At 42.5% G+C, this 20,775-nt stretch carries 19 protein-coding genes; 2 read left to right on the top strand and 17 right to left on the bottom strand.

Translation table 11 applies throughout. From position 1 onward, the window contains the following. Positions 1-18: 18 nt before the first annotated feature. The 6 genes from MKY34_RS11790 to MKY34_RS11765 form a co-directional block, all read right to left on the bottom strand. The gene (locus MKY34_RS11790) at positions 19-309 is read right to left on the bottom strand and encodes a DUF1294 domain-containing protein (RefSeq protein WP_342510778.1); all 291 of its coding nucleotides are present in this window, start codon (positions 307-309) and stop codon (positions 19-21) included. Positions 310-419: 110 nt separating this feature from the next. Continuing rightward, on the bottom strand, positions 420-779 hold the full coding sequence (rplT, locus tag MKY34_RS11785) for a 50S ribosomal protein L20 (RefSeq protein ID WP_342510775.1): 360 nt from the start codon (positions 777-779) through the stop codon (positions 420-422). A 41-nt stretch (positions 780-820) separates the two neighbouring features. Next, entirely contained in the window at positions 821-1,021 is a 201-nt protein-coding gene (gene rpmI, locus MKY34_RS11780; RefSeq protein WP_342510774.1) for a 50S ribosomal protein L35, read from the bottom strand. A 28-nt stretch (positions 1,022-1,049) separates the two neighbouring features. Beyond that, on the bottom strand, positions 1,050-1,604 hold the full coding sequence (infC, locus tag MKY34_RS11775; protein ID WP_342510772.1) for a translation initiation factor IF-3: 555 nt from the start codon (positions 1,602-1,604) through the stop codon (positions 1,050-1,052). 262 nt (positions 1,605-1,866) lie between these two features. Further along, on the bottom strand, positions 1,867-5,829 hold the full coding sequence (locus tag MKY34_RS11770; protein WP_342510770.1) for a tetratricopeptide repeat protein: 3,963 nt from the start codon (positions 5,827-5,829) through the stop codon (positions 1,867-1,869). Positions 5,830-5,999: 170 nt separating this feature from the next. Then, a complete protein-coding gene (locus tag MKY34_RS11765; RefSeq protein ID WP_342510768.1) occupies positions 6,000-6,884 on the bottom strand; it encodes an AraC family transcriptional regulator in 885 nt (294 codons plus the stop codon). 144 nt (positions 6,885-7,028) lie between these two features. On the opposite strand from MKY34_RS11765, the gene MKY34_RS11760 reads away from it, so the two are divergent. Next, positions 7,029-7,223, top strand: a complete 195-nt coding sequence (locus MKY34_RS11760; protein ID WP_342510766.1) for a hypothetical protein — start codon at positions 7,029-7,031, stop codon at positions 7,221-7,223. A gap of 74 nt (positions 7,224-7,297) precedes the next feature. On the opposite strand, the gene thrS is transcribed toward MKY34_RS11760, so the two are convergent. From thrS to MKY34_RS11735, 5 genes are all read right to left on the bottom strand, one after another. After that, positions 7,298-9,232 carry a threonine--tRNA ligase gene (gene thrS / locus MKY34_RS11755; protein ID WP_342510764.1) on the bottom strand — a complete coding sequence of 645 codons (1,935 nt, stop codon included), beginning with the start codon at positions 9,230-9,232 and terminating at the stop codon, positions 7,298-7,300. A gap of 348 nt (positions 9,233-9,580) precedes the next feature. Continuing rightward, positions 9,581-10,321, bottom strand: a complete 741-nt coding sequence (locus tag MKY34_RS11750; RefSeq protein ID WP_342510762.1) for an ABC transporter ATP-binding protein — start codon at positions 10,319-10,321, stop codon at positions 9,581-9,583. A 1-nt stretch (position 10,322) separates the two neighbouring features. After that, positions 10,323-11,954, bottom strand: a complete 1,632-nt coding sequence (locus tag MKY34_RS11745) for an iron ABC transporter permease (protein ID WP_342510760.1) — start codon at positions 11,952-11,954, stop codon at positions 10,323-10,325. A 69-nt stretch (positions 11,955-12,023) separates the two neighbouring features. Beyond that, positions 12,024-13,094 (bottom strand): extracellular solute-binding protein, encoded by a 1,071-nt coding sequence (locus MKY34_RS11740; RefSeq protein WP_342510758.1) that lies wholly within the window; start codon positions 13,092-13,094, stop codon positions 12,024-12,026. A 263-nt stretch (positions 13,095-13,357) separates the two neighbouring features. Then, entirely contained in the window at positions 13,358-14,131 is a 774-nt protein-coding gene (locus tag MKY34_RS11735; RefSeq protein WP_342510756.1) for a DUF2935 domain-containing protein, read from the bottom strand. Between the two features lie 138 nt (positions 14,132-14,269). On the opposite strand from MKY34_RS11735, the gene MKY34_RS11730 reads away from it, so the two are divergent. Continuing rightward, positions 14,270-15,073: a metallophosphoesterase gene (locus tag MKY34_RS11730; RefSeq protein ID WP_342510754.1), complete on the top strand. Its 804-nt coding sequence runs from the start codon at positions 14,270-14,272 to the stop codon at positions 15,071-15,073. Positions 15,074-15,156: 83 nt separating this feature from the next. Here MKY34_RS11730 and dnaI read toward each other — a convergent pair whose 3' ends face one another. From dnaI to mutM, 6 genes are all read right to left on the bottom strand, one after another. Beyond that, complete coding sequence (dnaI, locus tag MKY34_RS11725) at positions 15,157-16,101, bottom strand: primosomal protein DnaI (RefSeq protein ID WP_342510752.1); 945 nt, start codon at positions 16,099-16,101, stop codon at positions 15,157-15,159. A gap of 1 nt (position 16,102) precedes the next feature. Beyond that, positions 16,103-17,470: a DnaD domain protein gene (locus MKY34_RS11720; protein WP_342510748.1), complete on the bottom strand. Its 1,368-nt coding sequence runs from the start codon at positions 17,468-17,470 to the stop codon at positions 16,103-16,105. A gap of 33 nt (positions 17,471-17,503) precedes the next feature. Then, positions 17,504-17,965, bottom strand: coding sequence for a transcriptional regulator NrdR (nrdR, locus tag MKY34_RS11715; RefSeq protein WP_342510746.1), 462 nt, complete (start codon positions 17,963-17,965; stop codon positions 17,504-17,506). 171 nt (positions 17,966-18,136) lie between these two features. Then, positions 18,137-19,159, bottom strand: a complete 1,023-nt coding sequence (locus tag MKY34_RS11710; protein ID WP_342510744.1) for a glyceraldehyde-3-phosphate dehydrogenase — start codon at positions 19,157-19,159, stop codon at positions 18,137-18,139. 126 nt (positions 19,160-19,285) lie between these two features. Further along, positions 19,286-19,882 (bottom strand): dephospho-CoA kinase, encoded by a 597-nt coding sequence (coaE, locus tag MKY34_RS11705; RefSeq protein ID WP_342510741.1) that lies wholly within the window; start codon positions 19,880-19,882, stop codon positions 19,286-19,288. 12 nt (positions 19,883-19,894) lie between these two features. Then, complete coding sequence (gene mutM, locus MKY34_RS11700; RefSeq protein ID WP_342510740.1) at positions 19,895-20,767, bottom strand: bifunctional DNA-formamidopyrimidine glycosylase/DNA-(apurinic or apyrimidinic site) lyase; 873 nt, start codon at positions 20,765-20,767, stop codon at positions 19,895-19,897. Between the last annotated feature and the right edge of the window lie 8 nt (positions 20,768-20,775).

The raw sequence follows: 20,775 nt of genomic DNA, 5'->3' as shown, positions 1-20,775 counted from the left end.
AGGAGCTGGGGCTTTACTTTAGACTTCTGAAATACCCGGAATATGTATGCCTAAAAGATAGAGTATACCGATTCCGTGAATGATTGCCAATAGGAGAAAACCAATGCGAAATGCTGTGTGGCGTGTTTTATGACGAAATACTTGCATACCGAAGTATGCACCAATGCCACCACCTATAATAGCTAACAACCATAAAGTTCTTTCCGGAATTCTTTGCCCCTTCTTTTTCGCTTGACGCTTATCGTAGCCCATTGCAGCAAACGCCCATATGGACATGAACATAACCCCACTTATGAGTACCGATTGCATATGGCTTCCCCCTCTTCTACCTGATTGCCTATCATTATTTCCCCTATAAACGCAAAACCGCCCCGAGACCGGATGAACTCCGATTCTCGTGGCGGCTTTTAGTGACAATCTTATTTTGCGATTGCTTTTTTCGCTGCATCTGCAAGTTGTGTGAACGCTTGTGCGTCAGTTACTGCAAGATCTGCAAGCATTTTACGGTTAACATCGATACCAGCCACTTTCAAGCCGTGCATAAGCGTGCTATATGAAAGTCCGTTGATACGTGCTGCCGCATTGATACGTGTAATCCAAAGTTTACGGAATTCACGTTTCTTTTGACGACGGTCACGGTATGCATAGTTTAATGATTTCATGACCTGTTGGTTTGCAACTTTATAAAGTCTATGTTTTGACCCGTAGTAGCCTTTTGCTAATTTCAATACTCGATTACGACGCTTGCGCGTCACTGTTCCACCTTTTACGCGTGGCATAGTGCATTACCTCCTGCTTTTCTGTTCGATTATGTTTTGGATTATTTCATGTACGTAAGCATTTCGCGAATGCGTTTGTAGTCTCCTGAAGAAACGAGTGAAGCTTTACGCAGGTGGCGTTTTGCTTTCGTCGATTTGTTCGCAAAAAGGTGACTTGTGTAAGCACGGCCACGTTTCAATTTACCGGATGCAGTTTTTTTGAAACGTTTCGCGGAGCCGCGGTGAGTTTTCATTTTTGGCATGATCTGTTCCTCCTAAATCTTTTCAATGTTACTGTTTTTCTGCTGTTGGCGAAAGCACTAAGAACATGCTTCGACCTTCCATCTTCGGTTTTTGTTCCACCGTCGATACGTCTTTACACGCTTCAGCAAAGCGGTCAAGAACACGTTGTCCAATTTCCTTGTGCGTGATTGCACGTCCGCGGAAACGGATAGAGCACTTTACTTTGTCGCCTTTTTCAAGGAACTTGATCGCGTTACGTAGTTTCGTCTGAAAATCATGTTCATCGATCGTTGGGCTTAACCGAACTTCTTTGAGCAAGATAATTTTTTGATTCTTACGTACTTCACGGTCCTTTTTCTGTTGCTCAAATTTGAATTTCCCATAGTCCATGATACGAGCTACTGGGGGTTTCGCTTGCGGAGCGACAAGGACGAGATCCAAATTCGCACGTGCGGCAATTTCAAGTGCCTCCGTACGAGTTTTGATTCCAAGCTGATCACCGTTATGATCGATGATGCGTAGCTCGCGGGCGCGGATGCCCTCATTTACGTACATGTCTTTGCTAATAGTAATCCACCTCCGAATATTGTCTCGTGAATACATGGTTTGGGTATACCGTCCAATCTGGGCGGCCCCACAGGTTCATCCAATCAAAAAAGGCAGACAAATTTGTTTTGTCTACCCGCGTATGTGTACGTGCACCGAAATGCACGGCACGTTCACTTATGTGCTGACCTGTCAACAACGATTAGGCGTCAAACAGGTGAGAAGCGGGTAGCCTCTTCTTATACCACAAACTGTATTCAGTCATTACTAACCTTAATTACTTTACCACGGATAAAAGACTACGTCAACAATTTTTTCATCATTGTTTTTCGAGAAGTCTCTGAACCATTCCGTTTGTTTCAAACATCGCTTGATCGATGCATTCAATCGTCGCCTTTCTAAGTGATGCTTCCAAATCATTTGCGAAGGCTACAGCCTCTTCTGTACGATTTAAGTAATCCAAACACATGATAATACCGGCATAGCCATCCGGCATAGCTGCATCAAGCTCTACTGCATGTTGATAAGTTGCCAACGCTTGGTCATATTCACCGAGATAAAAATGAGCTTCCGCTAATCGATCCCAGCCATGATAATAGGCAGGTACTCGCCTAATGACGATTTCAAATTTCTCCTTCGCTTGCTGAATATATGGAGGCTTTTCTGCTGTAAAGCCGTGATAAAGTGCCGCAACACCGATTTTGAACTGAATATTGTCATCATCATGCTTCCGAAGAAATTTACGCAATTCCTTAAAAGCATCATGATACTCACCAATCTCAATCAGAAAACTACCATAGTCCCAATAATTATCCGGATTATCTGGCTCGTATTCATAAGTAGCTTCAAATAATTCCTCAATCATCACAAGTATATTCAGGTTCTTCATAAATCCACGTATCTTATTGCGCCAAGTCTTCCTTCCATTTGCCGACTCCAGATGTTCTTTCGCATAAGGAAAGAAGGCGGCTGCAAGATGACGGCATATCGTTGCTTTTTCAGCAACAGCTAGTTCCATTTCATCTATTATATCTGTAATAGCCCCATGTTTTTTAGCTTTATAAATGGCCTCTGCCCAATAAGGATATAATGACTCATCTTCTGGATACTCACTAATAAGCATTCTTAACCGTTCAAAAGCTAGTTTATATTTTTCATCTTCCATATACATTTTTGCCAACTGAAATTGGAGCTTAGGCGATTCTTCATTTTGTAGTAAGTCAATCGCTTCGCTCATCGGAATAACCGCACTTAACGCAAGTTTACGCCACTCCTCACCGACAGTTCCTTCTAATTCAATAAGTCGATTGCGCACCTCTCGCCTTTCATCATTATTCAGCCAAGTAGCCAGTTGTCTAACATTACACGCCTCTGGATAATTCGCTAACAGCTCTAGCGCATATATTTTGGCACGCCCAACCTGAGCACCGACTCCATACAATTGAACGAGTTCTTCACGCGCAGAATGGAAGTCCTCTTCAAGCTCAAGGCAAGTTTGGAAATGAGCAATCGCAAGATCCGTCTGCCCCATCTCCTTGTACAACAGCCCTAATCGATAATGTGGGAATGTACTGGCTACATCTAATTCCAGCGCTTCTTTTAACAATGCCTCAGCATGATCAAATTGTCCCAACAGCTCGCGTAAATACGCCTCGTAGCAATAAATATCTACGTCATCCGTTGTTGCACGCAATTCCGCAAGTAGATCTGCGCCTTGTTTCATTGCAGGCGTGTACTCAATTGCATCTACGTAAAGTCGAACATACTGAAGGATATCTTCTTGTATTTGTCGTAAAGCTACTTCCATCCTACAAACCGCTGCTTCATGTTGCTCTTTCGTTTCGGCTTCGTCAAACATCATTGCACCTGCACGAAACGCAACGTCTAGATTGAAGTCTTCCTCTAAAGTCTGCTGGATAACTCGTTCGGCCCGTTCCCATTCTCCTTGTCGGATAATCGCCTGTACTTCATACACGACAGCCAAGTTTTCTTTATCGAGATCTCTTTCTGCTGCATGATGAAATGCATGTTCTGCCTCTATGAATTGATTGCGCGCCTTATGGGTATGCCCCATATAGAGCCATAATATCCCTGTCTTATCGGAAGGTATATTTCTATTTATCCCTTTTAGTAGTGTTTCTTCTGCCACCTGCCATTGCTCTTCATCCATCTGGATTTCCGCAATTCGCAAGTAGGGATAAGGAGCAAGCGGGTCTAACTCCATCGAATGATTAAACCATTTTACCGCCTGTTGAACATCTTGTACTAAATAACAACGTCCAACTTCATAGGCAAAATAAGCTTCTGTTGGACAATCGTTCGCAAGCGATTGAAACTGTTCCAAAGCCTCTTCTCTTTTATCAGCGGCTACTAATGCATTCGCATAAGCTGTGCGGCTAAATTCTCTAGAAGAGTCCTGCCAAAGTGCCGCTTGGGAAAACTTCAACGCTTTTTCCGCATTTTTTATGTCGCTATAGCAATTGGCTAGATATGCATAAGCATTCGGTTGATAAGGATCCATTTCAAGAGAGCATTTCAAATGGGCAATTGCTTCTTCCGTTCGATCTTGTTTATAAGCTTCAACACCTAAAAGATACTGGGTAAAGGGTGTTTTTTTCTTTAATTCACCAATGATTTCTTGAAATTTTTCTCGATTCCCATATCGATTGTACGAATTGGCAATCATCAAGTTTAGATCATGGTCTTCGGTCCCTAATACTGACCATAAATGTGTGCGCCAGCGTTCCAGCCTCGGTTCCAACTTGTCATGCTGAATGACCGTAAGCCCTAAAATAGAGGCATATCGTTCTTCGGTATATGTATCAAGAAAAGCAATCATATGATCAATATATTCTTCCGCACTTTCCTCTAACTCATGCAAATGACGAAAAACACCCTTAAAAAATGTATGTTCTTCCTCCCGTAGCATCTCCAGGAAACCCGCTTGCTCTGGACGGACGAATACGATAGATAGTCGATCCTTCAGCCGATAAATCGTATCGAAGCGCTCATAGCGGACATAGGAGGAGTGCAAACTATTCGGATCTTGGATTTCCAGCGTACCGATACAATCATCATACCCCTTCACCACCTGTACATGAGAGCCATTTTCAACAAAAAGATCGAGTAAAACAGGCACACCCGCATCAATCAAAGGCTTATACAAATTGACAGATCCTTTAAAATACCTCGCCAAGAAACCAAGTGATTCCATATATCGCACTGTATCACTGATTCGCGATCCCGTTTTGTCGAAAATATGCTTCGCAATCTCATCCTGTGATTTTTCAACCCCAAAAGTGCCAAGTATCATTGCAATCGATGCTGGGACACAATAGTTCACTTTTTGCTTGATAGGTTTAAGGGAAATTGCCCTGTATGGTTTCGAGGAATCAATCGTCTTTTTGCCAAACACCGTCCCTTTCAATAACGTTTCATGCGTCGCAACCCAGTTCTGAAATTCCTCCCATCTTTCTAATCGATACAGCAGTTCTGCTTGTAGATAAATGAAATATTCTTTGCGAATATGATAAGGGTTTTGTTCATTCAACATGCGTAGCTCGATAAGCAATTGTTCAAAACGACCAAGATGATACAAGTATTCAACACGTTCAATTTTCATAACAGGTGCATCGCTAAACTTCTTAGCCCCCTCCGTCAATACACGAATGGCCCCAAGATGCTCTCCTCGTCTGGATAGCAAGTCTGCCAATGCCAAGTGCGCGAGATCCCCACGTTGTTCAGCTGGAAGTGCCAGTGCCGCCTCTAGCTCTTGTTCCGCCTCAGTATATCGGTTGGCTGCAGTCAAAAATGGTGTCTGTTGATCGGCAGACAGCTGTCCGCCATTCGCACGTATTTCCTGTACCATGTCCTCTGCTTCTGGTATGCGATTTAACACCACTAATGCACTCAAATAGACACGTCGTATGCTATTCAATTCTTTTGCCGTTGCCTTCAGCCCTTCACTGGAAGCAAGATACTGTTCAATGAGCGTCTCCACTTCCATTGGATGACCTTTTTCCAATAATGCATGGCATTTCCACGCAAAGGTCCGTGCCGAATGAAAGCGTTTATGGGCACGTGCTGCAAGAAAATTAGCGTAGTGATTCATCATTCCGTTATCCAGCAGACGAATGAGCCTGTAGTACTCTTCTTCCGTTTCAATGTCATTCAAGTAGTTGCGAAGTTCCTTATGTGATTTCCCATTCCATAGCGTATAAATCATTTCAATAGCCTGTTTCACCGTGACCATCTGTGAAGGCTTCCTTAACGTTGTCAGCATCATGCAATCTCCTTTGGGAAAATACTCCTAAGTTTTCTTCATTATACAGGAAACTGGTTATCCTTATCCATCCAATTTGGAGAATGATCACCCAAGGAGAACTTCAGCTACATATGCCCCTGAAAAATCGTTTAGGTGTGATGGTCAAGTGGGTTCCTTCGAACTGAACTTTATCTAAAATCTTCAAAAGATAAATTAGTAGGTGCATCTAACAACTCGGGCACAAGCTCTAAATTTGTCGTCTGTACACGTTCATCAACTTCAACAAAGGAAAATTGATCCATCCAGACCTTTCCTTTTCCCTGCACCAATATCCCAAAAGAAATGATTGCACTTTCTTTTGGGATATCTAAGACAATCGAGTACATATTCCAATCTGATGTGCCGACAATCGGGCGGTTGCTCATATTATCAAACTGCAATACATCTCCAGCTTGATTATCTACACGCATCCACATTCCCGCAAAAGCGCGTACATCTTCACTTTTCACAAAACAGGACAGTTTAATTCTTTTTTCTCTATACCGATCCGCTTTAAATTGTTGCATCATCGTCGCAAATTCATCATTTTCAAAAACTGTGTTGGATTGTAAGTAGCCCGAAGCCTTGCCCTCATGGACAATCGTATGATCAATCCCCATCTGATAGTTATGTGGGTGACTACCACTTAAAAACCACCCTTTTATCGCAGTTGCCATTTGTTCTTCCTCCTCTTTTTTAGCGATGAGTGTTCTCATCATTTTTCGATAGGCCCCCGGCGAGAGACCATACATTTTTTTGAACGAACGACTAAATGCTTCTTGCGAGTTGAACTGTGCATGCAAAGCAACTTCAATAATACGCTCTTCTGAATGAATCAACTGGACTGCTGCAACAGCTAAGCGCCTCATTCGTATGTAATCATCCACACTCTTTTTGAGCGCTCCTTGAAAAATTCGGTGAAAATGAAACTTCGAAAAGTTCGCGGCAAGTGCTACATCTTCAAGGTAAATCGCGCGATGCAAATTTCGTTCAATCCATTCCAAAGCTGACTGAATTGTATCTTCATGCCTCAACTCGGGCACCTCCTTTCTCTTCATTCTACCCTTTCCTTAAAAAAGTTTTTGATTATAATTGCGACTTTACAAAAGAGCATTCTGAATCAAAGATGAAAGGTTTACAACTGTTAATGTTGATATAGTAGCAAAGGAGAGGATAAAATGACTCATTACGTCAAAATCATTGTAGGCAGTTTATTATTTGCGACAATCATCGTTAGTATTAACCGCGTGATAGGCTATTTCATCACAGGCGAGTTTGGCAACCTATTAAATGTTCGTTCCATTATTTTATTCACAATTGTATTTACCATTAGCGCCGTTACAACAATGGCTGAGGGCAGTAGAGCTGGCTGAATGTATTCATTCCAATAAGAAAACACCTGCCAGTGCACGGAATTCCGCGCACTGGCAGGTGTTGTTGATTCAAGTTAAATTTTTGATACTTCTTCTTGCAACTTCGCAAGGAATGTCTCAAATGGCATGCTTTCTGATTTCTGTTCACCGTATTTACGAACGTTCACTTCGCCCGTTTCGACTTCTTTGTCACCCAGGACAAGCATGTACGGAACTTTTTGCATTTGCGCTTCACGGATTTTGTAGCCGATTTTTTCTTCACGGCTATCAATATCAACACGGAAACCAGCAGCAACTAATTTTTCGCGTACGCCATCTGCATAGTCAAAATGTGCATCTGGTGATACAGGAATCACTTCTACTTGAACAGGTGCAAGCCATGTCGGGAATGCGCCTTTATATTCTTCAATCAGGAATGCAACAAAACGTTCCATTGTTGACACGACACCGCGGTGAATAACGACCGGACGATGTTGTTTGCCGTCTTCCCCAACGTATGTGAGGTCAAAACGTTCTGGTAGCAAGAAGTCTAGCTGCACAGTCGACAACGTTTCTTCCATACCAATAGCAGTTTTTACTTGAACATCTAATTTCGGCCCGTAGAATGCTGCCTCGCCTTCCGCTTCCACATAATCCAGACCCATTTCGTCCATTACTTCTTTTAACATAGATTGTGCATGGCCCCACATTACATCGTCATCAAAGTATTTTTCAGTATCTGCTGGGTCACGGTAAGATACGCGGAATGAATAGTCTTCGATGTTGAAATCTTTGTAGACATCAATGATCAGCTGCACAACACGTTTGAACTCATCCTTGATTTGATCCGGGCGTACGAAGATATGTGCATCATTCAATGTCATGCCACGAACACGTTGCAAGCCTGATAATGCGCCAGACATTTCATAGCGGTGCATCGTACCAAGTTCCGCAATACGGAGTGGCAAGTTTCTATATGAATGAATACCGTTTTTGTAAATCATCATATGGTGTGGACAGTTCATCGGGCGTAATACCAAATCTTCATTGTCCATACTCATAACTGGGAACATGCCATCTTGATAATGACCCCAGTGACCTGATGTCTTGTATAATTCTACGCTACCGAGAACCGGTGTATAGACATGGTCATAACCAAGCCTTTCTTCTTTATCTACGATATATCGTTCGATAATACGACGGATAGTTGCACCTTTTGGTAACCACATCGGTAAACCTTGTCCGACTTTTTGCGAGTTCATGAACAGATCAAGTTCTTTACCGATTTTACGGTGATCACGCTCTTTCGCTTCTTCTAACAGACGAAGATGCTCTTTGAGCTCGTCTTTCTTGAAGAACGCTGTTCCATAAATACGTTGTAGCATTTTATTGTTAGAATCGCCGCGCCAATAGGCACCTGCGATACTTAATAATTTGAATTCTTTCAATTTCCCTGTTGACGGCACGTGAACACCACGACATAGGTCAATGAAATCGCCTTGTTCGTAGAGGGATACTTGCTCCCCTGCTGGGATTGCTTCAAGCAGTTCTAGTTTGTATTGGTCATCGATTTCTGTAAAGATTCGTTCCGCCTCTTCACGTGATACATCGTGACGAATGACTTCGACATTTTCACCAATGATGCGTTTCATCTCTTTTTCAATTTCAGGTAAGTCTTCCGCTGTAATTGGTGTCGGTGAATCAATATCATAATAGAAACCGCTGGCAATAACCGGACCGATTCCTAGTTTCGCGTCTGGGAACTTACGTTTCACTGCTTGTGCAAGCAAATGCGCTGAACTGTGACGTAAAATTTCCAGTGCTTCTGGTGATTGCGGTGTAATGATGGCAAATTCGCCACCTTCAGTAAGAGGTGTTTTCAAATCGATTAACTTGTCCCCTACTTTACCTGCTAATGCACTTTTGCGTAGCCCTGGGCTAATGGATGCCGCGACATCCTCTGTTGTTGTACCTTGCGAGAACTCTTTCACCGCGCCATCCGGAAATTGTAATTTGATCATCTCTGCCATTTAGTAAACACTCCTTCTTCATTTTTACGCACAAAAAAAGCCCCATCCCTGGAAAGGGACGAAGCTATCGCTCGTGGTTCCACCCTTGTTTCTTCACTCCAACGCAAATAAACGTCAGAGAGATGAAGCTTGACGTCGGCTAACGGGCCGGTACCGTCGATGATTACTGAATTCTTTCACCATCGCTGCTCCAAGGCGGTAAATCGGATGTCTGTTCTTCAGGGCTTCCAGCCAATGACCCTGTTCTCTGTCAGTCGACAAATCGATTGTTGTCCTCTTCGTTGCATTTTAGATTAATGAATAAGTCCGAGTATACGCCGGTTATGTTCTAAATGCAAGTCCATTTTGTCATACATTCAAAAGTTCATCAAAAGTAATTTCAACCATATCGGGAATTTCTGTCGGGGAAACGCCCAACAAATCGCAAGGACGTCCGATTTTATCAATCTTGCCGTCTTTCACTTTGACGATACGATCCGCCAGCGCATGCGCATCGTTTTGATTATGTGTCACAAATATAGCCGTCGTTTTAGCTTTCTTTAAAATCTGTCGAAGATCTCCACGAATTTTCACTTGTAAATCTGTATCCAGGTTACTGAATGGCTCATCCAGAAGAATAAGTTCTGGCTCTGGCGCTATCGCCCGCGCAAGTGCAACCCGTTGCTGCTGCCCACCGCTTAATTGGTGCGGATAGCGTTTTTCAAATCCAAGTAACTCAACAAGTTCAAGCACTTCTTGGGCTCGTTTCTTCTTGTCCTTCCGACTCATTTTCGAAAGACCGAATATGATATTTTCTTCAACACTCATATGCGGGAAAAGTGCATAGTCCTGAAAAACCATCCCAATTCCCCGCTTTTCCGGTTGCAGAAAAGTCCGGTCGCAAAACATTTTCTTACCATTCAAGGTAAATGAACCTCCCGATGGCATTTCTAGCCCCGCAATTAAACGTAATAACGTGCTTTTTCCACTACCACTGCGGCCAAGTATTGAAATGACTTCCCCTTTTTCCACTGTAAAAGAAAAATTATCCACTGTTTTCGAGGGCGATTTCGGATAGGAGAACTGCAAATTTTCAATCGTCATAAACATATTATTTCGGCTCCTCTCTGAGTAACTTATGGAAAACGAAGATGGCAATCGCGCTCACGCCGACAATTAATAATGAAGCCTGGGATGCTTCCATAATCTTTTCATCACTTGCATACTGGAACGCCTTTGTAGCAAGTGTATCGTAATTAAATGGCCGTAAAATTAGCGTTAACGGAATCTCTTTTAATATATCCACAAACACAAGGATAAACCCACTAATAATCGCACCTTTCATCATCGGTACGTCAATTCTAAAAAATGTTCGCAGTCTATTTGCGCCTAGCATACGCGATGCGTCACGGAAATCTGTTCCGATTTTATCGAAACCGGATTCAATTGAATTATAACCAATAGCAAAAAAACGAATGACATAGGCGCTGATTAACATGAACAAGCTGACACTCAAAACGAGTTCCGAATCAATACCTAGATATTGATAGACAGGCCCAAGAAGCTTATCAAGTGCGATGAATGTCGTAATCACCGCCACCGCTATTACTGCACCAGGTATCGAATAACCGAGGACTGTCAACTTCGGCAATAATTTCGCGACTTTATGATGTACGATGCGACTATAATTTCCAACGATAAGCGAAAAGACAATAATAAGCGAAGCGCCCAATCCTGCAACGATAACCGAATTCTTCGTATAGAATAGTACATCCCCCATCGGCACATTACCAAATGTAAGGATCACCCAGTCAATCAGTTGAATGATTGGAATGAGGAACGCAATGCTAAAAATCAGTAACGTATATAATGTCGCAAATACAGCATTCTTCCCTTTTAGTTTTACGAGAGGAAGCGGTCTTACTTTTGTCGTAGAATAACTAAATTGTTTACCGCCACGCAGTAAACGTTCAATCATCAAAATGAGAATAACGATTCCCATAAGGGAGCCCGCAAGTTTAATGGATGATTCCAAATCACCGAGCCCGAACCAAGTTTGAAAAATGGCCGTGCTAAACGTCTGGATTCCAAAATACTTTACGACACCATAATCGTTCAATACTTCTAATACAACTAAACTTGCTCCTCCAATGATAGATACACGGGAAATCGGGAGTACAATTCGGAAGAAAATTTCCCATGGTCCTTTTCCAAGCGTTCGCGCACTTTCAATTAGAGACGCCGCTTGGTGAGACAGAAAAATCCTAGTAATCATATAGACATATGGATACAAAAACAGTGTATAAATAAAAATCGCACCTGGGACATTCATGATATCGAAATAAGCGGGATTTGGCGTAATATCGAAATGATTACGAAGTGTCTTTTGAATGACGCCCGTGTAATTGATAATGCCATGATACGTGTAAGCACCGATGAAAGGCGGAATGGATAAAGGCAGAATCAGTGCCCACTTCATAAAATTCCTCAATGGAAAATGATATTGAGCAATGAGCCAAGCAAGGCTGAGTCCGATCGCAATCGTAAACAGTGCTGTAAAGAAAACAAGTGTAAGCGACGACTTTATATAGTTCAGAAGCATGAATTCCTTAATATGCGCCCAATTGTCACTTGCTGGCGCAAAGATGCCTACTACAATCGACACATTCGGTAAAAAAAGCAAAATGATAATGAGTATAGCGCCAATCGTCCACCCATTCACATTTGCTAGATGCTTGTTCATGATAAAATCCCACCCTCTACCTTTTCAACAATAACCCCCTAGCCGAAAATTCGGAAGGGGGCTCAACTTTTATTTCCAGCCGACTTCGTTGAAAATCATAATCGCTTTCGCGTTATTTTCTCCGAGCGTCGATAATGGTATCTCTTGTTCTTTAAAATCTCCCCATGATTGAAGGAGTTCGGAAGGTTCTACGTTTTCATTCACAGGGAATTCATAATTCGCAGAAGCAAATTCACCTTGTGCCTCTTCCCCTGTAAGGAATTCAAGTAATTTACGTGCGTTATCCGCATTTTTCGAACCTTTGATAACACCAGCTCCACTAATATTTACATGTGTACCTGTCGTTTCTTGGTTCGGGAAGAAGACGCCGAGGCTTTCTGCCACTTTCACTTCTTCAGGTTCTTCCGAGTTAAGCATTTGACCAAAATAGTATGAATTCATAATTGCGATATCACCAATACCTGCAGCGATTGCTTTCGCTTGGTCGCGATCTCCGCCTTCAGGATTTTGTGCAAAATTATTGACGATACCTTGCGCCCATTCTTTCGCTGTCTCTTCCCCGTCAATCTCGATAAATGAAGCAAGTAGCGACTGATTATAAACACTTTCAGATGATCGAACGAGAACACGGTTTTTCCACTGGTCTTCTGTCAGCGCTTCGTATGTAGAAATCTCTTCTGGTTTGACTTTGTCTTTATTATACACGAGAATACGCGCACGTTTTGTCAAGCCGACCCACATATCATCAACATCACGCAAGTTCTCCGGGATTTGTTTCGATAAGATGTCACTTGACACTGCTTGAAGAATCCCTTCTTCTTTCGCACGGTACAATCTGCCAACGTCAGCCGTTAGTAGTAAATCTGCTGGCGTTGCAGCCCCTTCACGTTTGATGCGCTCAATGAGTACATCTGCTTCGTCTTTAATAACGTTCACTTTAATGCCTGTTTCTTCTTCAAACTTCTTATATAATTCATTATCCACATCATAATGTCTACTTGTATACAAATTGACTTCCGATTTCTCAGGCTTCTTCGCACTTGTATCTTTATCAGCACCACTTTCTTTAGTAGTTGTGCTTCCACATGCCGTAAGTAATAGCATTAAAGCTGCGATAAATACGATTAAACTCTTCTTCATAGTATATTCATCCCCAAACAATTATTATCGACTGAAAACGATTCTCAATCTCAGTACCAATATATAATAGCAAACGATGGATGTCAACAAAAAAATTATATGCGGATTCAGCCATTTCCAAAAATAAAATGCTATTGTAATAAAAATAAAAAACCATAGATTCCCCCATAAGACTTGTATCGATGAAAAAACAATCGATACTGGGGTTATCTATGGTCCAAATCCATTTAGTTATCATGACTTTCATCATTCATTTACACAAATTACAACACGGTCTGATCCTCCAAGTTTCTCCATAAATGATGCGCTTCTCTGGCAATATGCTCCAGCAAATCAGGCGGTGCCGTTGTAATCGCTGCGCAATTTTTAATCAGCTCACTTAATTCCAACTTAAAGGCTTCAAGTTCTTTCGCTTCTTTAATGACCATTTGGTTAAAAGTGTTGAGCACAGGGGATATCTCATTACGTGGTTGGCGAATGATCGTTTTAAGTGCATTTGCTTGGAGGAATAAGTTCTCAAATTTTCTAGTCATCGCCCTCACTCTGTCATGAAGCTCGTAGTTAGAAGCATCTACGTAGTGACTGATGAAAATCAAGTGATCCACCATTTGCCTAAGCCAAAAATTATTTTCATGTATCGTTGCATTCGCAGGAGACACATAGGCACCTGTTTCAATTAATTTAAAAACCTTTTGCGCCTCTTCCGCTTCGCGAATCATATGATCGAGGAGGGATGTTGGTGTCGAAATAATGACTTCGCAGTGCAATGCCTTATCCATCGTATGGAGAAGCAAATCCCGGAACTCATGTGTGGAACTTTTCGCTTCATCCAACAAAGTTCCGACATCTACCGTTTTCGCTTCTGCTTGTTTAAAGATCAGTCCCATCCGCTGCGTCATACGCTGATTGGCACGTGCTAACTCCAACTCATGGTGACTAATTTCCCGATCGAAAAACTCCCCGTGCTCAAAATTGTTACGCACCCAAAAATCGATGATGCCATAGGTATCCCTTTCATAGTTATCCGTGTAAGGCATAACCCACCTCTTCCCCATTAGTAGTAGCAATGTATGCTAGGCGCTCCGGTCATATGATTCGTGTCAAGTTGATGAGATAATGATAAAATCAGATAAGTGCAACGATTGCGAAATTTCCTATCAAATTGGAGGGATATTGTGAAAATCGCTATGTTGTCAGATATTCATGAAGGCTTGAATCGTAAATATACAGGAGCAGATATTTTAGGTTTAATCACCAGCTGGATTAATAGTCATTCTCCAGACATTTTTGTCATTAGTGGTGATATGACAGCTCGTCCCGAAAAAGCATTAGCTCTATTAAACCGTTTACAATCGGATTGTCCGCAAACCAAGATTTTATTTGTTCATGGCAATCATGATATTTATGCCGAGGATTCTATGGCCGCCTATGATACGTTGCTACAGTTCCCTGGAAATTTAGGCAACGGGCCTGTCCAGTTGACAGATGATTGGGTCATCATTGGCGACGGCGGTTGGTATGATTACAGCTTCGGAATGACGGATTTTACGACGAAGCAATTTACAATCGGCACCTTTCAGGATTTCACTTGGCCCGACAAACAGTTTGCCCATTGGCCAGGTACAGATCCAGAAGAAACGACTCGCTACGTCCAAAAGCTTGAGTATTGGTTGCAGGAACATCGTGATAAAAATATTATCATGGTGACGCATACCGTTCCTTTCGCTCACTTTATCCACAGTAAAAATGACCCGAGCTGGGATTTTTTCAATGCCATGATGGGCAGCCAACAACTCGGTGCATTGGCTATCAAATATGGGGTGAAGAAATACATATTTGGCCATATTCATATCCGCTATGATGAAACGTATCAAGGAATTGACATCATCTGCAATCCGCTTGGTTATTTCCCAAGCGAATGGACTAGTCAATCTCCTGAGGAAGAGATTTTCTCAACAATTAAGATGATTGAGGTTTGACGCATAGCATCTTTCTACAAAACTGTCCCATAATAAAAAAGCTGATGCATGACCGAGTGATTTCTCTGTTCATGCATCAGCTTTTATTTTCCTCGGCGATTTTCCCCATCAAGACGCAATGGGGTACTTATCATTCGGATTCTTTCCATCACTCGAGCCGCTTTTACAGCTTCCTTTTCCCCGCGTTGGGAGTAGGTTAAATGGTGCTCTAGTTCGTCATAGCTGAAGTTAGATGTGAAAAAGGTTGGGAGCTTCTCTGCCATCCGGTATTGTAAAATCGTACCTAGCACTTCGTCGCGTGTCCAGGCAGACATCGTCTCCGCCCCAATGTCATCTAACATAAGCACTTGGGCGTTTTTCACAAAGTCGATTTTATCATTCAATGTCTGATCTTGAATCGATTGTTTCATTTCTCGTAGAAACTCTGGGACGTAGACAGCAACAGTGCGAATTCGGCGAGTGGCAAGCTCATTCGCCATCGCTCCAAGAATGAAGGATTTCCCAATACCGAATGGTCCGTAAATATAAACCCCACGCTCCGGCAGTTCGCCTGTTTCGTCAAGAACGTTTAAGAAATCTTTTGCTGCACGGACCGCCTTTACCCTACTATCATCAAAAAACATATCGATATTTTGTAATTTCGCCGCCATCACATCTTTTGGCATATACATACTATCAATCATTTTAGAAACACTACGCAATTCTTCATCCACCAATTTACTTCGGCATTTCGTATATTCTACATCAATTAATCCACGCACAAGAACCAATTTAGGCTCAAGGCCTTTTAACACATTTACACAACCTGCAAGATCCGGACATTTACCACAATCATGGGAAGCCGTGGCATATTCGTATAATTTCCCAAGACTCCGATCCACAACCGATTTGTCAACTTCTTCGGCATGATCCGTTAAAAATTGTTGCACACCTGGGCTGTCCATCACTTCTTTGCGCAGTGCTTCATAGCGCTCTGCAAATGCTGGCGCTTTTACAACTCGCTTCATCGCACTTCCTATGTGCTCCATATCACTCCACCCCGTCTCCTGTAACGCCTAGTTCCTTCATCAATTGGCGACGTTCTTCATCGATATCCGATGTGGCCCTCGTCGATTTTACTTGTTTTCCTTCTTGCTTGTCTTCCTTCTTATAAAACCATTCCGGTACTTTTTCTTCGCGCGTAGGCTTGCGTTTTGGCGTTGGTTTTTGTCCCTCGTTTTTCCACTTCACATACTGATCATGTTCGTTGCGTGAAATTTCCATTGCCGCCCGCACTGTTTCAATTTTTTTATTCATCCAATGAGAGGCAATACGCTCTACATAATTATTCGTAATTTTTCCGTCATTGCGCAAATGCACATATTGCAACAGAACATTAACAACACCGGTTGACAGTCCATGCGCATTCACAAGCTTTTCAGCAAGCTGAACATCTACCGACAAAGGCTCTTTGCCGTTAATATCTCGCAGCATGGCAACCGGTGGCGTATTTTCCAAATAAAACACCAATTCATCATCACGTGTCAATAGCTCCACTTCTTGCTGCGGAGGTTCCTGCGTGTACACTTTATGCAATATAGGCGCATCCTGTGAAATATTCATCTTATAGTAGTCAGTTGCAGCTTTGCGCAAGCGCTCTTCCGGCAACTTCAAGTCCTCGTCTAACGCCATCATAATCACCTTCTGCATATCGAGCGGTGTTAATGAATAGAGGAAGGCCAATTTTGCAATCAGTTCCTTTGAAACCGAGGCAAGGGATGATTTCGGTACCATTTGTTCAGATAAACCCGAACGCAAAAGATCAAAATCAAAATCTGTGTCTAAAAATGGAACACCTGCAGATTCAGTTCGTCCGATTACTGACCTATTGTCATCCACGTTAGCTAAATAGCCATGCTGAACAGGCGTATATACATCAAGAAACGTCCTTGAAACATCTTCATAGCCTTCTTCACGTGGCTCCTCCACTGCAAAACGCGCACGCAAATTTCGATAGGCCTGTTCCCCAATTTTACTAAATAAGAACGTCGACAATAACGGATCCGCAAAAAATGCTTTGGCGTCTAATGGCGGTTGGAGTTCGTATCGAAATACTCTTGCTTCGCCATCCCTTCTTCTCGATGTACGCAATAAGCCAATTGCTTCAAGTGAAATACGTGCTTCGAAAATAGGGCCAAGTGGCATCGTTAAGATATTCATGAGATGGTAATGATTGTACATGCCCCTATCTCTTTGCTCCGCATCTGCCCAAAGCGTCATGAACAAGCTCATGGCCTGTGAACCAATGAGCGGCTGGTAAAACAATGTAAGGAGTTGCCTGTCATAGTCCGAAAACGGATGTGACAACCATACTGTGTAGGCATCAACTGGCTGTAATTCTTTGTAGAGGGTTGTCATTCATACGCTTCCTTTCTTTATGAATAGTACACATTAGTTCTTTGTTCGTTTCTGCAACTTCTGAAGCTCATCGATAAAAACAGTGATGTCCTTATATTCACGATAAACCGACGCAAAGCGAACGTATGCGACTTCATCGACATCCGCTAATAATTCCATTACTAATTCTCCAACTTCATCCGATTTGATTTCCGTAACACTAGCACTTCTTAAATCTTTTTCAATCGTATAAACAATATTTTTTAAATCCTCAAGAGATACCGGGCGTTTTTCACATGCACGAATAAGCCCTCTGAGTACTTTCTCTCCACTAAATTCTTCCCGAGACCCTTCCTTTTTCACAACAATTAAGGGCGTATCCTCTACTTTTTCAAATGTTGTAAAACGGAATGCACATTGTTCACATTCCCTGCGACGACGTATCGATCGATTTTCTTCCGCCGGTCTAGAATCAATCACCCGGGTGCCATTGTATTGGCAAGCTGGACATTTCATTTTTTGTATCCTCCGCTTTTCCGTATATATACTATTGATTATAACAGAATACTGATCAAAAAATCGCTATCGAGCGTAAAGAATGCGATTTTGAGTAATTTGATCCTTGAGGTCGAAATAAAAACGCCCAGGAAGTCGACAGTTCGACCTCTGGACGTTCTCTAGTAGTTATTAAGCGTGCACTTTCGCTTGTAATCCAAGCGCAACTTTTTTCGCTAAATCGACAACGCGTGCAGAATAACCCCACTCATTATCATACCATGCAAGTACTTTCACTTTGCGGTCTCCCATAACGATAGTTGAAAGGCCATCAATCGTTGCAGATTCCGTCGTTGTATTAAAGTCAATAGACACAAGCGGCTCTGTTGTGAAACGAAGAATACCCGCCATTGCTCCTTCAGAAGCCTTTTGGAATGCTTGGTTTACTGCTTCAACTGTCACATCTTCTTCCAAGTCAACGACAAGGTCAACAAGTGAGACATTCGGTGTTGGAACACGCAAAGCCATTCCATGAATTTTCCCTTCAAGTTCAGGTAGCACAAGCGACAATGCTTTTGCTGCTCCTGTAGAAGTCGGAATAATAGACTGCGCACATGCACGTGCACGGCGAAGATCCTTATGTGGATTATCCAAGTTTTTTTGATCATTTGTGAAGGCATGTACGGTTGTCATGAGACCGTTAACGATACCAAATGTATCATTCAACACTTTTGCAACCGGCGCTAAACAGTTTGTTGTACAGCTTGCGTTTGAGATTACATCATGCTTGTCAATATCGAGCTTATCGTCGTTGACACCAAGTACAATCGTAACATCCTCATTCGTACCAGGCGCAGAGATAATTACTTTTTTCGCACCTGCTTCAAGGTGTAGTGCTGCTTTATCTCGCGAATTAAATTTACCTGTCGCTTCAATGACGATATCGACACCAAGCTCTTTCCAAGGTAAGTTCAGTGGATCACGGTCTGCAACGATCATTACACGTTTTCCATTAACAACGAGCGCATTTTTTTCTACAAGAACTTCCCCAGCAAATGGTCCGTGATTTGTGTCATACTTTATAAGATGAGCAAGTGTTTCAGGTGGATATGACGCATTAATTGCGACAACCGTAACCTCTTCCTCAGTAATCATTTGACGGAACACCATCCGCCCAATTCGTCCGAACCCATTAATCGCTATAGAAGTAGTCATAAAATCCGTCCTCTCGCATGTATGTTATACTTTTTATATGCTATTCGTTAATTAGTATAACACATTTTATGCAAGAACCAAGCGTTTGTGAGTACATTCACGAAGTTCAATTTTTCAGAATACGCTTCAAGGTTGCAAATCCCATTCTAACAAGGTTTCTACAAGCTGCCTTTCCGTATCTTCTATAGTACCATTGTTATATAGCACCGCATCTGCGCCACGCTCTTTCTCTGCAACAGACAATTGTGAACGAATTCGGGCATCGGCTTCTTCTTCCGATAACACATTTCGCTGAATAAGCCGTTCTTTTTGAATTTCCGGTGTTACCGATACGACAATGATCTTCTCTACAAATGATTGAAGCTTGCTTTCAAACAGCAGAGGGATATCCATAATGACCGTCTGTGCTCCATTTTGTAGCCACTCTTCCTTTTGCCTTATCATTTCTTGGCGTATCGCTGGATGAATGATGCCGTTCAGTTTGCTACGTTCTTCTGCATCATTAAAAATTCGTTCACCAAGCTTTTCCCGATTTAACCTCCCATCCACCTGGATGACTTCCTCACCAAATTGCTTGCGAATTTCGGCTAACACCGGGCTACCTGGCTCAACAACAAGCCGAGCGACGGCATCCGCATCAACAATCGGAAATCCTCTATCCTTCAACATCTCGGCAACTGTACTCTTGCCACTCGCAATACTCCCCGTCAATCCAATGATCATATGCCATCCCCCTTATTTCTGACAGTCTGGGCAATAAACCGAAGTCCTGCCCGCAATTTTCATGCTTTCCGTAGAAACTCCACACGCAAAACAGATTTTTCGGCCATACATTTTGAGCCGGTCTTGCATCGTGCCCGCCTCTCCATTGATATTGCGATAATCGGAAATCGAGCTTCCTCCTGCATCAATGCTTTCCTGTAAAATCGCGACAATCACTGCGAATAGCTCTTTTTTCCACTTTAAACTTACCTGTTCAGTCACCCGCGCTGGATGCATCGCCATTTTAAAAAGCGCTTCTGTTGCGTAAATATTGCCGCAGCCCGAGATCACTTGTCCATCCATAATAACTTCTTTAATAGGCTTTCGTGCATACTTCGGCGTCGCCGCCATATCCAGAAAATGCTGGCACGCTTCCGCATCAAACGGTTCTGGCGCCATTTTCAATAACGGCGGATGATCCGCTTCGCAACCAACGAGCCGCACTTCCCCAAAGCGTCGGATATCCGAATAAACAAGCAATCCTCCGTCTTCCATCGTAAAAATAACATGTGCGTGCTTGCGGAATTTCAGCTCTGTAATCTCTTCCAGCGACGCAACTGTAAACCATGCGCCTGTCATGCCAAGATGGCTAACGAGCAAACACTCGTTACCATCTTTCAGCAAATGAAAATAAATATACTTACTACGGCGTGTGATGTCTTTAATCATCATACCTGCCATCTCAACAATAAAGTCTTCGGTTGTAATTCCCTTTAACACCGCTTCTTTCCCAAGCTGCTTCGATTGAATTACAATATCCGAAATCGTGACTTCCCGAATCGTCCTACCTGTTGCTGCAGGTGCTAACGCACGGACAACTCCTTCTACCTCTGGTAACTCAGGCATACTTTTCC

This window comes from Sporosarcina sp. FSL K6-1522, assembly GCF_038622445.1.
Taxonomy (GTDB): domain Bacteria; phylum Bacillota; class Bacilli; order Bacillales_A; family Planococcaceae; genus Sporosarcina.
This window is presented reverse-complemented; position numbering and strand designations above follow the sequence as displayed.

Coding starts and splice junctions, on each gene's coding strand:
- MKY34_RS11790 (WP_342510778.1), bottom strand. CDS start 309: ATGCAATCGGTACTCATAAGTGGGGTTATGTTCATGTCCATATGGGCG.
- rplT (WP_342510775.1), bottom strand. CDS start 779: ATGCCACGCGTAAAAGGTGGAACAGTGACGCGCAAGCGTCGTAATCGA.
- rpmI (WP_342510774.1), bottom strand. CDS start 1,021: ATGCCAAAAATGAAAACTCACCGCGGCTCCGCGAAACGTTTCAAAAAA.
- infC (WP_342510772.1), bottom strand. CDS start 1,604: ATGTATTCACGAGACAATATTCGGAGGTGGATTACTATTAGCAAAGAC.
- MKY34_RS11770 (WP_342510770.1), bottom strand. CDS start 5,829: ATGCTGACAACGTTAAGGAAGCCTTCACAGATGGTCACGGTGAAACAG.
- MKY34_RS11760 (WP_342510766.1), top strand. CDS start 7,029: ATGACTCATTACGTCAAAATCATTGTAGGCAGTTTATTATTTGCGACA.
- thrS (WP_342510764.1), bottom strand. CDS start 9,232: ATGGCAGAGATGATCAAATTACAATTTCCGGATGGCGCGGTGAAAGAG.
- MKY34_RS11750 (WP_342510762.1), bottom strand. CDS start 10,321: ATGTTTATGACGATTGAAAATTTGCAGTTCTCCTATCCGAAATCGCCC.
- MKY34_RS11745 (WP_342510760.1), bottom strand. CDS start 11,954: ATGAACAAGCATCTAGCAAATGTGAATGGGTGGACGATTGGCGCTATA.
- MKY34_RS11740 (WP_342510758.1), bottom strand. CDS start 13,094: ATGAAGAAGAGTTTAATCGTATTTATCGCAGCTTTAATGCTATTACTT.
- MKY34_RS11735 (WP_342510756.1), bottom strand. CDS start 14,131: ATGCCTTACACGGATAACTATGAAAGGGATACCTATGGCATCATCGAT.
- dnaI (WP_342510752.1), bottom strand. CDS start 16,101: ATGGAGCACATAGGAAGTGCGATGAAGCGAGTTGTAAAAGCGCCAGCA.
- MKY34_RS11720 (WP_342510748.1), bottom strand. CDS start 17,470: ATGACAACCCTCTACAAAGAATTACAGCCAGTTGATGCCTACACAGTA.
- nrdR (WP_342510746.1), bottom strand. CDS start 17,965: ATGAAATGTCCAGCTTGCCAATACAATGGCACCCGGGTGATTGATTCT.
- MKY34_RS11710 (WP_342510744.1), bottom strand. CDS start 19,159: ATGACTACTTCTATAGCGATTAATGGGTTCGGACGAATTGGGCGGATG.
- coaE (WP_342510741.1), bottom strand. CDS start 19,882: ATGATCATTGGATTGACGGGGAGTATTGCGAGTGGCAAGAGTACAGTT.
- mutM (WP_342510740.1), bottom strand. CDS start 20,767: ATGCCTGAGTTACCAGAGGTAGAAGGAGTTGTCCGTGCGTTAGCACCT.